Source organism: Lentzea sp. CA-135723 (genome assembly GCF_050936595.1).
Lineage (GTDB): Bacteria > Actinomycetota > Actinomycetes > Mycobacteriales > Pseudonocardiaceae > Lentzea.
Map to the genome: position 1 here is coordinate 1,899,880 of NZ_JBNJMK010000001.1, position 13,399 is coordinate 1,913,278.

Here is a 13,399-nt window from a genome sequence, read left to right on the forward strand (position 1 = left end):
GATGCGGGCGATCGAAGCCGACACCCTGGTGGTGCGCAAGGGAAAGCGCAATGCGGTCAACGGGCTCAGCCTGAGCCTCGGCCAGGGCGTGCACGGACTGCTCGGCCCGAACGGCGCGGGCAAGACGACGTTGATCCGCACGCTCGCCACCGTGCAGGCGCCGACCAGCGGAACACTCCAGCTCCTCGGCGAGAAGCCCGGCGGGTTCAAGGCCGTGCGCCGCAGGCTCGGGTACCTGCCCCAGCACTTCGGCTACTACAAGCGGTTCAAGGTGCGGGAGTTCGTCGAGTACCTGGCGTGGCTCAAGGAGATGCCCGCCCAGCAGATTCCCGCGGCCGTCCACAACGCACTCGACCGCGTGGGCCTGACCGACCGCGCCGACGACCGCATGAAGTCGTTGTCCGGCGGCATGATCCGCAGGGTCGGCATCGCCCAGGCCATCGTCAACGACCCGGAGGTCCTGCTGCTCGACGAACCCACCGTCGGCCTGGATCCCGCGCAACGGCTCAGGTTCCGCGAGCTCGTCGCCGAACTGGGCCAACGCTCGTGCGTGCTGATCTCCACCCACCTCGTCGAGGACGTCGCGGCGGCCTGCACGGACGTCGTGCTCGTCAACGAGGGCGAGCTGGTCTTCCGGGGAACTCCGCGGGACCTCACGAACGCCGGCACGGACGCCCACGTCGGCGACAGCCCCATCGAACGCGGCTACTCGGCGTTGATCAGCGCGAACGCCGGAGGTGCCTGGTGACCGGACTGCGCATCGAACTGCGCCGCTCGACGGCGCTCTGGGCGGGCCTGGTGGTCCTGCTGTCCGGCACCGGCATGCTGTGGCTCGTCACGTCGGCGGGCTCGCTCTGGAAGGGCAACTCGACCTCGGCGGTGCTCGAGCTCCGCCTCCCCCTCGCCTACGTCTGGGCGCTCGTCGTCGGACTGGCCGCGCTGCAAGGCATGCGCGACAGCCGGGCCGGCGTCACCGAACTGTTCGCCACCACGGCGAAACCGGCCTGGAAGCGGCTCGGCACGCTCGCGGGCTCGGTGGCGGGCGTGGTCGCGATCGCCGCGGCCCTGCTGTGCCTCGGCCTGGTCGCGAGGGTCGCGCTGGGCGGCGGGTTCGTGTCGGCCGGGTTCGTCCCGCTCGCCCTGACCGCGGTGCTGGCGCTCGCGTCGAGCACGCTGCTGGGCCTCGCGATCGGCAGGATGCTGCCGCACCCGCTGACCGTCCCGGTGGCGCTGGTGGCGACGTTCATGGTCGCGACGACGGCGGGACGCGCGCTCGAGGTCCGCTCCCCCGGCGACGAGATCTCCGCGCTCGCCCTGCTCACGCCCGTCATGAACCCGCCGGGCTCCGACCTCGTGACCACCTCGACGTCGGTCGACCTGGGTCAGCTCGCGTGGTTCACCGGCCTCGGCGTCACGGCGTTCCTGCTGCTCGTGGCCCGCGGCCTGCTCGCCCGCCTCGCCGCGCTGGTCCCGGCGGGGCTCGCGCTGGCCCTGGCGTTGTCGATCATGCCGACCAAGTTCTCCGACGTGCTGGTGTCTGACTCCATCGCGAGCAAGCTGGTGTGCGACAACGACGTCTGCGTCGGCCGGGTGCACGCCGACCACCTCCCGGCCGTGGCCGAGGCGGGCAAGGCGGCACTCGCCGAGCTCGCCGTGCTGCCCGACGCACCGAAGGCCGTCCACGAGGACACGTCCGCGATGGCGCACCTCACGCCAACGCGACGAGACCGGCAGATCATCTACCTGAACACCATCGGCTACCCGCGGCGGCTGGAGATGTCGCCGGACGAGATCCGCCTCGAACTGCTCGCGGGCGCGGGAGTCGCCTCGTGCGCCGAGCCGTACTCCTTCAACACCGTCGAGGCCGTCGCCCGTTACGTGACCGCCGGCTACTTCAACGGCGAGCTCGCGGAACTCGCCTCCGAACGTCTCATGTGGACGAACGACCGCCTCCGCGGCGAGATCGACCAGGCGTGGCAGCGGTTCCGCGCCCAGCCCGCGAACGAACAGCTGGCCAGGGTCACCGAGGTGCGGCGGATGATGCTGACCTGCGAGGACCCCGAACGCATGCTGGACGTCCTGCAGGCGGGCCGATGAGGCCGCTCACGCTCTACGCCCGCTCCCGCAACGTCCCGTCCGCACTGGTCGCCCTGCCGGTGGTGGTGCTCCTCGCGTGGTCGGCGCTGCACTCGCCGTGGACACCGCTCAGCGCGTCGCTGACCTGCCTCGCCGCCGTCCTGGTGGCGACGGTCGGCCTCGCGGGCCAGGACCCGGAACTGGACAGGTCCACCGCCGTCCCCTGGCCGCTCTGGCGGCTGGCGCACCTGCTGCTCGCCACGATCGCCGCGACCGCGGCGGTGCTTCTGGTGCAGGAACTGGGCTACGAGCCGTCCAGCGCCTGGTTCGTCGTGCGCGACACCGCGGGCATGATCGGCCTGGCCGGGCTGGCGGCGACGTTCGCCGGGGCCAGGCTCGCCGCCACGGCGCCGGTGCTGTGGTGGGCGGTGGCGGCGATCATGCCGCCGGGCGACTCGCTCACGGCCAGGATCGTCACCTGGCCGCTCGGCGCCCCGGACGACGCCGCGACGACGTGGACGGCCGCGCTCCTGTTCCTCGCCGGGATCACGTCCTACAGCGTCAAGGGCAGCCGTTAGACGATCGCCGCACCTGCGACGCGGCGTGACGGACGGCCTGCTCCGGCGTCAGCTGACCAGGCCGCGCCGATACGCGTAGACGACCGCCTGCACCCGGTCCCGCAGGTCGAGCTTGGTGAGGATGCGCGACACGTACGTCTTCACCGTCTCCTGGCTGATCACCAGCGCGGCCGCGATCTCGCTGTTCGACAGCCCCTCGGCGATCAGCCGCAGCACCTCCAGCTCCCGCGGCGCGAGCGAGGTCTCCGCGACCTCCTCGGCGGGCCGGATGCGGGCGGCGAACCGTCCGACGAGCTGCCGGGTCACCTCCGGTGCCAGCAGGGCGGCGCCGCTCGCGACGGTCCGGATGCCCTGCAGCAGCTGGGCGGGCGGCGCGTCCTTCAGCAGGAAGCCGCTCGCCCCGGCCCGCAACGCCTCGTAGACGTACTCGTCGAGGTTGAACGTCGTGACCACCAGGACCTTGACGGGGTCGGGCACGCCGGCGCCCGCCAGCAACCGGGTCGCCCCGATGCCGTCGAGCACCGGCATCCGCACGTCCATCACGACGACGTCGGGCCGCAGCCGTCCGGCGAGGTCGACCGCCGCCCTGCCGTCCCCGCACTCCCCCACGACCTCCAGGTCGGGCTGCGCGTCGATGATCGTCGCGAACCCCGTGCGGATGAGGGCCTGGTCGTCGCAGACGAGCACGCGCACCGGTGCGGTCACGCCGGGTTCCCCGCCGGGATGCGGGCCTTCACCACGAACGCGCCGTCGCTGCCGCCCGCCGAGAACTCGCCGCCGAGCACGTCCACGCGCTCGCGCAACCCGGCCAGCCCGCGGCCGCTGCCCCCGACCGGTGTGGACGACAGGGCGCCCGACGTGCCGACCTCCACGGTGATGTCCCTTTCGCCATAACGCACGTACACGTTCGTCGGGTTGCCGTGCGCGTACTTCAACGCGTTCGTCAACGCCTCCTGCACCACCCGGTACGCCACGGCCTCGGCGCTGCCCGCGTCGCCGGTCGCCTCGCCCTCCTCGGCGAAGGAGACGGGCTGCCCGGCGAGGCGGGTCTGCTCGACCAGCGTGCGCAGGTCGCCGACGCGTTCCGGACTGTGGTCGGGGTTCAGCAGGTCGAGCAGGTGCCGCAGGTCCGTGAGCGAGCGCCGGCCGGTGTCGGTGATCGCCTGCAGCGTCTGGTCCAGCTTGTCCGGCGCCGCCGACAGGTACCGCGCGGCCTCGGCCTGCACCACCATCGCCGTCACGTGGTGGGTCACCACGTCGTGCAGCTCGCGGGCGATCGACGTCCGTTCGGCGACGCGGGTGGCCGCCGCGACGTGCTGCCGCCGTTCGGCCTCGGCGCTGCGGGAGAGCCGCAGCCACGCCCCGATCGCCCAGGCCGCGGCCAGCGCCAGGTAGAACGTGACGAACCCGGCCACGCCCTCGGTGGACCCGCTGAGGTCCAGTGCCACGGCCAGTCCCAGGTAGGCCACCGAGGCCGCGATCACCGCCGCCAGCCGGTCGCGTTCCAGGTGCAGACCGGCGCTGATCAACGCGATCGGCAACGCCGTCCCCGCGACGGTGTGGTAGCCGCGCAGCTGGTCGACGACGAACGCCGCGGACACCAGCGCGAGCACCACGAGAGGCCACTTGCGGCGGAAGACCAGCGGCAGGCACTCGACGGCGATCACGACGATCGCCAGCCAGTCGAACGGCCGCGTCGGCAGCTCGCCGAGCTGGGTCCCCTTGCTGTGCAACGCGGGGACCAGCGACCCGAGCACGAGCGCCAGCGCGATCGGCGCGTCCTGGACGCGGACGTCCAAGGCGCGCCACCGCTGGAGGCTGATCACGCGCCGAGGGTAGCGGCCGGGGCGGTGGCACCACCGCGGGGCACGAGGTTGCCCCTGCGCTTGGCCAGCCACAGGAACACCGCGGTCAGCGCGACGCCGAACACCACCGAGTACACGCTGGCCTCGGGCCCGAACGCGCCGCCGCTGACGATCGACGGCCCGGACGTGACGCCGTCCAGCAGCCCCTTCGGCGCGTCCTGCCCGGACACGCTCGTGCTGAAGACGCCGCCCTGCGCGAAGTTCCAGGCGAAGTGCACGCCGATCGGCACCCACAGGTTGCGGGTCGCGGCGTACGCGGCGGCGAGCATGAACCCGGCCTCGACGGCGATGGCGAGCGACGTCCACAGCGTCGCGTTGGGGTTGAAGAAGTGCGCGAGGCCGAACAGCACACCGCTGAGCGTCAACGAGATCCACGTGCCGAAGCGCCGCTCCACGTGCCGGAACAGCAGGCCGCGGAACATCAGCTCCTCGGTCACCGCCGCCACCGCCATGAACCCGAGGAGCGCGAGCGCCCCCGTCAGCGACCCGAAGCCGCGCACCTCGTACCCGCCGAGGAACGCGATGTTGACGATCACCAGCCCGAACATCAGGAACCCGATCAGCACACCCCGCCCCAACGCCCCTGGCGCGATCTGCCACGCCAGCTCGTCCGGGTCGCGGTGCTCGGTCCTCCGCACGATCCAGCGGTACGCGAGCACCGCCAGCACGGCCGCCAGCAGCCCCACGACCAGCGTCAACGGCCAGTTCCAGCCGAGGGCCTGCACCCCGGTGCCCGTCGCCCAGGACACCGCCACCACGACGACGATCTGCAACAGAATTCGCATGGCCGAAACGCTAGGGATCACGCCGATCCGGCACGTCCCCGCGCGGTGGACACCTGCGTGTAGCTCGCACGGGGGACACGGCGCCGTGCTGATCGCCGGCGGCTCTCAAACCTCTCGATCACTGAGATCCACCCCACTATCGAGTTACTTGAGCATTACCATCCCTTTACCTAGACTGTCCGGCGAGGGGAGTACTTCCCAAGCGCCTGCCCGGTCAGTACGGACGTCCCCAGCGGTGTCCCCGGGAGGCCGCCCCACCAGGGGTGAAGGAGACCTCGAACGTTCTTGTTCGAGGAGGTCCCTGCCCGTGCACTCCGTGGCATCCCCCGCCCTGTGGTTCATCAGCATCGCGGTGCTGCTCGGTCTGCTGGTCGTCGACTTCCTGGTCACGCGGCGCCCGCACGAGGTGTCGATCAAGGAAGCGGCCGGCTGGTCGATCTTCTACCTGGCGTTGCCGTTCGTGTTCGGCCTCTGGCTCTGGTACGAGTTCGGCAGCGGCCAGTCACTCGAGTTCATCACCGGGTTCGTGGTGGAGAAGTCCCTCTCCGTCGACAACCTGTTCGTCTTCATGCTGCTGCTCGCCGCGTTCAGCGTCCCCAACGAGATCCAGCAACGCGTGCTGCTCTACGGCATCGTGGGCGCGCTGGTGCTGCGCGGCATCTTCATCGCGGCCGGCGCGGCGATGCTGTCGGCGGGCACCTGGGCGTTCCTCGTGTTCGGCCTGGTGCTGTTCGCGTCGGCGGTGAAGATCCTGCACGCCGCCCTGGCAGGCGAACCCGAGGCCAAGGACACGTCGAAGATGCGGTCCGTGCGGCTGCTGCGCAGGCTCATGCCGGTCACCGACGACTACCGCGGCACCAAGATGCTCGTCCGCGAGAACGGCCGCCGCGCCCTGACCCCGCTCGCCATCGTGGTGGTGGCGATCTTCGCGACGGACGTCGTGTTCGCGATCGACTCGGTGCCCGCCGTCTACGGCATCACCGAGGACCCGTACCTGGTCTTCACCACCAACGCGTTCGCACTGCTCGGCCTGCGCGCCCTGTACTTCGTGCTGCACTCGGCGCTCGCCAAGCTCGTGCACCTCAACCACGGCCTCGCGCTGATCCTGGCGTTCATCGGCGTGAAGCTGGTGCTGCACTGGGCGCACGACGTGTGGCCGTCCGTCCCGACGATCCCGACGCCGGTCTCGCTGGCCGTGATCGTGGGCACGCTCGGCGTCGTCACCCTCACCAGCCTCCGTGCCAACCGCAGGGAACCAGCCAGTTTGGACTGATCGCCATGGCCACCGCGCGCCTGCTCGACTTCCTCGTGGACGTCGGCGTGACACTGCTCGTGCTGACCGCACTGGTGATCGCCTGCGCGGTGCTGGCCAACAGACCGTAGGTTCGGTGCATGCAGGAACAGCCTCTGGCCATCGAGGTGCGGGGCGCGCGGGTGCACAACCTGCGCGACGTCGACGTCACGGTGCCGTTGCGTCAGCTCGTCGCGATCGCCGGCGTGTCCGGGTCGGGCAAGTCGTCGCTCGCGATGGGCGTGCTGTACGCGGAGGGCTCGCGGCGCTACGTCGAGGCGTTGTCGACGTACACGCGGCGCCGGATGTCCCAGGCTCCGCGGGCGGCGGTCGACAGCGTGCGGCACGTCCCGGCCGCGCTCGCGTTGCGGCAGCGGCCGGGCGTGCCGGGGGTGCGCAGCACGTTCGGCACCTCGACCGAGCTGCTCAACGTGCTGCGGCTGCTGTTCTCCCGGCTCGCCTCGCACGTGTGCCCCAACGGCCACCGGCAGGAGCCGTCGATCGACGTGGCGGCCGAGACGCCGTTGACCTGCCCGGTGTGCGGGGTGACGTTCTCGCCGCCGGGTGCGGAGGCGCTGGCGTTCAACTCGGACGGCGCGTGCCCGCACTGCTCGGGCACCGGGGTCGTGCGGGAGGTCGACGACGACAGGCTGGTGCCCGATCCGTCGCTGACGATCGCCGAGGGTGCGGTGGCGCCGTGGGGCATGTTCGGGTTGTCGGTGATGCCGGAGGTGATCGGCGAGTTCGGCGTGCGCACCGACGTGCCGTACGCGGAGTTGACCGACGCCGAACGCGAGATCGTCATGAACGGCCCGGCCGAGAAGCGGCAGATCCGGGTGCCGTCCAAGGCCGGGCGGTTGTTCGACCTGAACTTCACCTACCGCAACGCGCGGCTCGCCGTGCGGGAGGCGTTGGACAACGCCACCACCGAACGCGGCCTCAACCGGGTCAACCGGTTCATCAGCACGCAGACCTGTCCGACCTGCCACGGCACGCGCCTCTCCCCCGCCGCCTTGGCCCCGCGGGTCGGCGGGATCAACCTCGCCGAGGCCACCGCCAAGACCCTGGACGACCTGGTCGCCTGGGTTCCCCTCGTGGTGCGGTCCCTGCCGGACGACATGCGCGCGATGGGCCAGAGCATCGCCGCCCAGCTGCTCGGCACCGCGCGGCGGCTCGTCGAGCTGGGACTGGGGTACCTGAGCCTGGAACGGGCGTCCTCGACGCTGTCGACCGGTGAGCGCCAGCGCGTCCAGCTCGCGCGGGCGGTGCGCAACGAGACCACCGGGGTGCTCTACGTGCTGGACGAACCGTCGATCGGGCTGCATCCGTCCAACGTGGACGGACTGCTCGGCGTGGTGCGGGACCTGTTGCGGGACGGCAACTCCGTGGTGCTGGTGGACCACGACGTGCAGGTGCTGCGCGAGGCGGACTGGCTGATCGAGATCGGCCCCGGTTCCGGTGCGGAGGGCGGGCGGGTGCTGACCACCGGCACGGTGGCGTCGCTGGCCGAGGACCCGGACTCGTTGCTGGGCGGCTTCCTCGTCGGCCGCGAACCGGTGGTCGTGCGGGACCGCGCCGCGGACACGTTCGCGCACGGGCGGATCCACCTGGCCACACGGCCGGTGCACACCGTCCACTCCCTCTCGCTCGACCTCCCGGTCGGGCGGCTGACCGCGGTCACCGGCGTCTCCGGGTCGGGCAAGACCACGCTGGTGCTGGAGAGCCTCGTGCCGGCGGTGCGGGCCGAGAACTCCGGCGCACGGCCGCCCGCGTGGGTCGCGGAGGTCGACGCCGGGGCCATCACGCGGGTCAACGTGGTCGACGCGACCCCGATCGGCGTCAACGTCCGCTCGACCGTCGCCACCTACAGCGGCGTGCTCGACGACCTCCGTCGGGCGTACGCGTCGGTGGCGGACGGGCTGACCGCGAGCGACTTCTCCTACAACACCGGGTCGTTGCGCTGCCCGCGCTGCGAGGGCACCGGGGAGATCTCGCTCGACGTGCAGTTCCTGCCGGACGTCGACATCGCCTGCCCGGACTGCGGCGGCACCCGCTACTCCCCCGCCGCGAACTCGCACGTCCGCGACGGGATCACGTTGCCGGCGCTGCTCGCGCTGACCGTGCGGCAGGCCGTCGAACACGTGCGGGGCCTGCGGAAGGTGCGCACCCGGCTCCAGTCGCTGATCGACCTCGGGCTGGGCTACCTGACGCTGGGCGAGGCCACGACCGCGTTGTCCGGCGGTGAGGCGCAACGGCTGAAGCTCGCCTCGGAGCTCGACCGCGACCAGTCGGACGCGTTGTTCGTGCTGGACGAACCCAGCGTGGGCCTGCACCCGCTCGACGTCCGCACGCTGCTGGCCGTGATCGGGAGGCTCACCGACCGGGGCGCGACGGTGGTCGTCATCGAGCACGACCTCGACCTGATCGCCAACGCCGACCACGTCGTCGACATGGGTCCGGGCGGTGGCGCGGCGGGCGGCACGATCGTCGCGGCGGGCAGTCCGGCGGAGGTCGTGGGCGAGCCGCGGAGCCTGACCGGCCAGTACCTCGCGAAGCACCTCCGACCGTAGCCGGCAGCACAACCTCCGGTTCCAGCGGACAACTGTCCGTTATTGTGGGCACATGCCTGCTCGCCCTGACACCGGCCCCGACTTCATCGAGGCGCTCGCCCGCGGCCTGGACGTGATCCGCGCGTTCGGGCCGTTGCGCCCGGTGATGACGCTGAGCGAGATCGCCGCCGCCACGGACCTCGCCCGGCCGACCACCCGCCGCATCCTGCTCACCCTGGTCGAGCTCGGGTACGCGCGGCAGAGCGAGGCCGGCTTCGCGCTCACCCCGCGGGTGCTCGAGCTCGGTGTCGCGTACGTGCGGTCGATGGGGTTGTGGGACGTGGCGCGGCCGCACATGGAACGGCTGTGCGCGCGCACCAACGAGTCGGTGTCGATCGCTCAGCTCGACGGGTCGGACATCGTCTACGTGGCCCGCGTGGCCGTGCCGAAGATCGTCACGCTGTCGGTGCAGATCGGCACGCGGTTCCCGGCCCTGCCCACGTCGCTGGGGAAGGTGCAGCTCGCGGCGCTGCCGGCGGACGAGCTGGAGGCCGTGCTCGCGCAGCCGACGCGGTCGGGGCTGACGTCGCGGTGGCAGCCGGACGCGGCCGAGCGCGACGCCGCGTTGCGGGACGTGCGGGCGCGCGGGTGGGCGTTGACGGACGAGCAGCTGGCGCTGGGCATCCGGTCGGTCGCGGCACCGCTGCGGGACGGGAACGGCACGGTGATCGCCGGGATCAACGTCAACTGCCACGCGTCGGAGACGTCGGTCGAGCAGATGCTCGATCACCACCTGCCCTTGCTGTTGCAGGTCGCGGGCGAGATCAGCGCGGACTTCGCGCGGCTGGGGACGGTGCCGCACGAGGTCGTCGCGTCCTGAGGGCTTGACCGGGCGCCGGAGAAGGTTGAGGATTCAACGGACACCTGTCCGCCAGACGGTCAAGGAGTTCCCTCATGAGTTCCATCGTCCTGAGAAACGGCACTGTCCTGACCATGGCGGGCCCGCCCCTGCCCGACCACGACGTCCTCGTGGTGGACGACCGGATCGCGGCGGTCGGCCCGGCGTTGGAGGTGCCGGAGGGGACCGTGGAGGTCGACGCGTCGGGCGGCATCGTCATGCCGGGCATGATCGACACGCACCGGCACATGTGGCAGACGGCGATGCGCGGCTACGGCGCCGACTGGACGCTGACGCAGTACTTCGTCTGGTACTACCTGGAGTGGGGCAAGGTCTTCCGGCCAGAGGACATCCACGCCGGCAACCTGCTGGGCGCCGCCGAGGCGTTGGACGCCGGTGTCACCACGACCGTCGACTGGTCGCACGGCCTGCAGACCCCGGACCACGCCGACGCCGCCGTGGACGCGTTGCAGGCGGTGCCGGGCCGGTTCGTGCTGGCGTACGGGAACATCCAGGACAGCCCTGCCTCGTGGACGGCCAAGCCCGAGTTCCGCGACTTCGTGTCCCGGCGCATGACCGGCGACGACATGCTGGGCTTCCAGCTCGCGTTCGACGTGACCGGCGACCCGTCGTTCCCGGAGAAGGCCGCGTTCGAGGTCGCGCGGGAGCTCGGCGTGCCCGTGACGACGCACGCGGGCGTGTGGGGCGCGACGAACGACGACGGCATCAGACTGATGCACGACAACGGTTTCATGACGCCGGAGTCCATCTACGTGCACGCGGCGACGTTGTCCGCCGACTCGTACCACCGCATCGCGGCGACCGGCGGCTCGATCTCCGTGTCGACCGAGAGCGAGCAGAGCGCGGGCCAGGGCTACCCGCCCACCTGGGCGATCCGCGAGCACGGCATCCCGGTGTCGCTGTCGATGGACACGTCGGTGTGGTGGAGCGGCGACCTGTTCTCCGCGATGCGCACGACGCTGGGCGCCGACCGATCGCGCGAACACATGGCCGCGCACGAGCGCAACGACACCGTCACGCACTCGGCGTTGCGGGCCGAGCAGGTCGTGCAGTGGGCGACGCTGGGTGGCGCGCGGGCGTTGGGACGCACCGACCTCGGCAGCCTCGAAGTGGGCAAGAAGGCCGACGTCGTGTTGCTGCGCAACGAGAACTCCCCCGCGATGTTCCCGTTGCTCAACCCGTACGGGCACGTCGCGTTCCAGGCGCAACGGTCCGATGTGGACACCGTGATCGTGAACGGCAGGATCGTGAAGCGCGACCACAGGCTCGTCGGCGTCGATCTCGGCGCGATCCGCTCGCAGGTGTCGCGGACCGTCGACCACCTGCGCGCGCAGCTCGGCGAGGAGGCGTGGCAGAAGGGCATGAACCCCGACATCCCGGAGTCCAAGGTGCTGGACAACCCGTACACCTACACCGAGTACCGCGGCGACACCCGGACGTCCGTCTGATGGGTGCGCTCGACGGACTGCTCGTCGCCGACTTCTCCCGCGTCCTGGCAGGCCCCTACGCGACCATGCTGCTCGCGGACATGGGCGCCTCGGTGATCAAGGTCGAGGGCCCGGCCGGGGACGAGACCCGCACTTGGATGCCGCCCGTGCGGGAGGACGTGTCGACCTACTACCTCGGCATCAACCGGGGCAAGCGGTCGATCGCCCTCGACCTGCGCGACCCGGACGACGCCGCGCTGGGCCGCGAACTGGCCCGGCGCGCGGACGTGGTGATCGAGAACTTCAAGCCCGGCGGCCTCGCCAAGTACGGCCTCGACCACGCCTCGGTGAGCGCCGCGAACCCGCGGGTCGTGTACGCGTCGATCACCGGTTTCGGCTCTGGCGCGGGAAGTCACGTGCCCGGCTACGACCTGATGGTGCAGGCGATCTCCGGCCTGATGAGCCTCACCGGCGACCCGGACGGACCGCCGTACCGCGCCGGCATCTCGGTGTTCGACGTGATGGCGGGCAACCACGCGGTGATCGGCATCCTCGCGGCGTTGCGGCACCGCGACGCCACCGGATCGGGCCAGCTGGTCGAGGTCAACCTGCTGTCGTCCGCGCTGACCGGCCTGGTGAACCACAGCTCGGCGTTCGTGGCGGGCGGGGTCGTGCCGTTCCGGATGGGCAACGCGCACCCCAGCGTGTTCCCCTACGAACCGCTGCCGACCGCCGACAACGACCTGATCGTCGCGGCCGCCAACGACGGCCAGTTCCGGCGGTTGTGCGAGGTCCTGGGACTGGCGGAGATCCCGGACGATCCCCGGTTCGCCCGCAACGCCGACCGCACCCGCAACCGCGAGGAGCTGCGGCCGGTCCTGGAGGAACGGCTGCGCACGCGCGGCGCGGTGGAGTGGTTCGACCTGCTGGTGACGGCCGGGGTGCCGTGCGGGCCGATCAACACGATCGACGGCGGGTTCGCGATGGCCGAGCGGTTCGGGCTCGACCCCGTTGTCGTGGTCGGGGACGTCCCGACGACGCGGCACCCGATCAGGTTCTCGGAGACGCCGGCGGAGTACGAACTGCCGCCGCCGCGACTGGACGAGCACGGAGACGAGCTGCGTGCCTGGTTGAAGGAGGACCGTGACGGTCTATGAAACCGCGCTCGGCGCGTCGACCACCGACACGATCACGTTGCTGGGCCACGACCTCGCCCGGGACGTGATGGGCAACGTCGGGTTCGGCGAGCTGGCGTTCTGGCTCGCCACCCAGCGCAGGCCGAGTCCCGGCGAGACGCGGTTGTTCGAGGCCGTGCTCGCCGCGCTGGCCGACCACGGGTTCACGCCGACCGCGATCGTCAGCCGCCTCACGTTCCTGTCCGCGCCCGACTCCGTGCAGGGCGCCCTCGCGGCAGGGCTGCTCGGCGGCGGGTCGCGGTTCCTCGGCGTGACCGAGGACGCCGGGCGGTTCCTGAACTCGGTCGTGAGCGGCACAAACTCCACCGACTGGGACGCGCTGGCGTTGGAAACCCTGCAGGCGCAAGGGAAGGCGCGCATCCCCGGGCTCGGCCACCACGTGCACAAGAACGGCGACCCGCGCACCGCCCGGCTCTACGAGATCGCCGAGGAGGAAGGCTTGGTCGGGCCGCACCTGTCGCTGTTCGCGGCGATCGGCCGGGTGCACCCGCAGGTGCTGGGCAGGACGTTGCCGCTCAACGGCGCCGGCACGTGCGGCGCGGTGCTGGCCGACCTCGGGCTGCCGCTGGAGTTGTTGCGGGGCTTCGCGTTGCTGGCCCGCACGGCAGGGTTGATCGGCCAGCTCGCCGAGGAGCTGCGCAACCCCGTCGCCAACGAGATCTTCCTGTCCGTCGATTCGAACACCAGGTCCGTCGCGCCTGTCGAGGAGTGAG

The 13,399-nt window shown here is 71.4% G+C and carries 12 protein-coding genes; 9 read left to right on the forward strand and 3 right to left on the reverse strand.

What is annotated here, in order from left to right:
• The first annotated feature begins 1 nt into the window (after position 1).
• From ACQEU1_RS08265 to ACQEU1_RS08275, 3 genes are read left to right on the forward strand one after another with little or no spacing between them, the layout of a single operon-like run.
• Positions 2-748 carry an ABC transporter ATP-binding protein gene (locus ACQEU1_RS08265; protein WP_433197940.1) on the forward strand — a complete coding sequence of 249 codons (747 nt, stop codon included), beginning with the start codon at positions 2-4 and terminating at the stop codon, positions 746-748.
• On the forward strand, positions 745-2,097 hold the full coding sequence (locus tag ACQEU1_RS08270; protein WP_433197942.1) for a hypothetical protein: 1,353 nt from the start codon (positions 745-747) through the stop codon (positions 2,095-2,097). The genes ACQEU1_RS08265 and ACQEU1_RS08270 overlap by 4 nt, the downstream gene beginning before the upstream one ends.
• Positions 2,094-2,654 (forward strand): hypothetical protein, encoded by a 561-nt coding sequence (locus tag ACQEU1_RS08275; RefSeq protein WP_433197944.1) that lies wholly within the window; start codon positions 2,094-2,096, stop codon positions 2,652-2,654. The genes ACQEU1_RS08270 and ACQEU1_RS08275 overlap by 4 nt, the downstream gene beginning before the upstream one ends.
• A 48-nt stretch (positions 2,655-2,702) precedes the next feature.
• Here the strand turns inward: ACQEU1_RS08275 and ACQEU1_RS08280 are convergent, their stop codons facing one another.
• The 3 genes from ACQEU1_RS08280 to ACQEU1_RS08290 are packed head-to-tail and all read right to left on the reverse strand — an operon-like array spanning position 2,703 to position 5,304.
• Positions 2,703-3,359 (reverse strand): response regulator, encoded by a 657-nt coding sequence (locus ACQEU1_RS08280; RefSeq protein ID WP_382445278.1) that lies wholly within the window; start codon positions 3,357-3,359, stop codon positions 2,703-2,705.
• Positions 3,356-4,480: a sensor histidine kinase gene (locus ACQEU1_RS08285; protein WP_433197946.1), complete on the reverse strand. Its 1,125-nt coding sequence runs from the start codon at positions 4,478-4,480 to the stop codon at positions 3,356-3,358. The genes ACQEU1_RS08280 and ACQEU1_RS08285 overlap by 4 nt, the downstream gene beginning before the upstream one ends.
• Entirely contained in the window at positions 4,477-5,304 is an 828-nt protein-coding gene (locus ACQEU1_RS08290; protein WP_433197948.1) for a lysostaphin resistance A-like protein, read from the reverse strand. Before ACQEU1_RS08290 ends, ACQEU1_RS08285 begins: the two co-directional genes overlap by 4 nt.
• Before the next feature lie 307 nt (positions 5,305-5,611).
• Here ACQEU1_RS08290 and ACQEU1_RS08295 point away from each other — a divergent pair, with 307 nt between their 5' ends.
• The 6 genes from ACQEU1_RS08295 to ACQEU1_RS08320 all read left to right on the forward strand — a co-directional run bounded on the left by ACQEU1_RS08295 (position 5,612) and on the right by ACQEU1_RS08320 (position 13,398).
• Positions 5,612-6,577: a TerC/Alx family metal homeostasis membrane protein gene (locus ACQEU1_RS08295; protein ID WP_433197950.1), complete on the forward strand. Its 966-nt coding sequence runs from the start codon at positions 5,612-5,614 to the stop codon at positions 6,575-6,577.
• Positions 6,578-6,696: 119 nt separating this feature from the next.
• Positions 6,697-9,165: an excinuclease ABC subunit UvrA gene (locus ACQEU1_RS08300; protein ID WP_433197952.1), complete on the forward strand. Its 2,469-nt coding sequence runs from the start codon at positions 6,697-6,699 to the stop codon at positions 9,163-9,165.
• Between the two features lie 52 nt (positions 9,166-9,217).
• A complete protein-coding gene (locus ACQEU1_RS08305; protein WP_433197954.1) occupies positions 9,218-10,024 on the forward strand; it encodes an IclR family transcriptional regulator domain-containing protein in 807 nt (268 codons plus the stop codon).
• Positions 10,025-10,098: 74 nt separating this feature from the next.
• Entirely contained in the window at positions 10,099-11,511 is a 1,413-nt protein-coding gene (locus tag ACQEU1_RS08310) for an amidohydrolase family protein (RefSeq protein ID WP_433197956.1), read from the forward strand.
• A complete protein-coding gene (locus tag ACQEU1_RS08315; RefSeq protein WP_433197958.1) occupies positions 11,511-12,647 on the forward strand; it encodes a CaiB/BaiF CoA transferase family protein in 1,137 nt (378 codons plus the stop codon). Before ACQEU1_RS08310 ends, ACQEU1_RS08315 begins: the two co-directional genes overlap by 1 nt.
• A complete protein-coding gene (locus tag ACQEU1_RS08320; protein ID WP_433197960.1) occupies positions 12,634-13,398 on the forward strand; it encodes a citryl-CoA lyase in 765 nt (254 codons plus the stop codon). The genes ACQEU1_RS08315 and ACQEU1_RS08320 overlap by 14 nt, the downstream gene beginning before the upstream one ends.
• Position 13,399: the final 1 nt, after the last annotated feature.

Excerpts from the sequence above, each read along its gene's own strand:
- ACQEU1_RS08305 (WP_433197954.1), top strand. The coding sequence starts at position 9,218 with ATGCCTGCTCGCCCTGACACCGGCCCCGACTTCATCGAGGCGCTCGCC.
- ACQEU1_RS08300 (WP_433197952.1), top strand. The coding sequence starts at position 6,697 with ATGCAGGAACAGCCTCTGGCCATCGAGGTGCGGGGCGCGCGGGTGCAC.
- ACQEU1_RS08310 (WP_433197956.1), top strand. The coding sequence starts at position 10,099 with ATGAGTTCCATCGTCCTGAGAAACGGCACTGTCCTGACCATGGCGGGC.
- ACQEU1_RS08315 (WP_433197958.1), top strand. The coding sequence starts at position 11,511 with ATGGGTGCGCTCGACGGACTGCTCGTCGCCGACTTCTCCCGCGTCCTG.
- ACQEU1_RS08290 (WP_433197948.1), bottom strand. The coding sequence starts at position 5,304 with ATGCGAATTCTGTTGCAGATCGTCGTCGTGGTGGCGGTGTCCTGGGCG.
- ACQEU1_RS08265 (WP_433197940.1), top strand. The coding sequence starts at position 2 with ATGCGGGCGATCGAAGCCGACACCCTGGTGGTGCGCAAGGGAAAGCGC.
- ACQEU1_RS08275 (WP_433197944.1), top strand. The coding sequence starts at position 2,094 with ATGAGGCCGCTCACGCTCTACGCCCGCTCCCGCAACGTCCCGTCCGCA.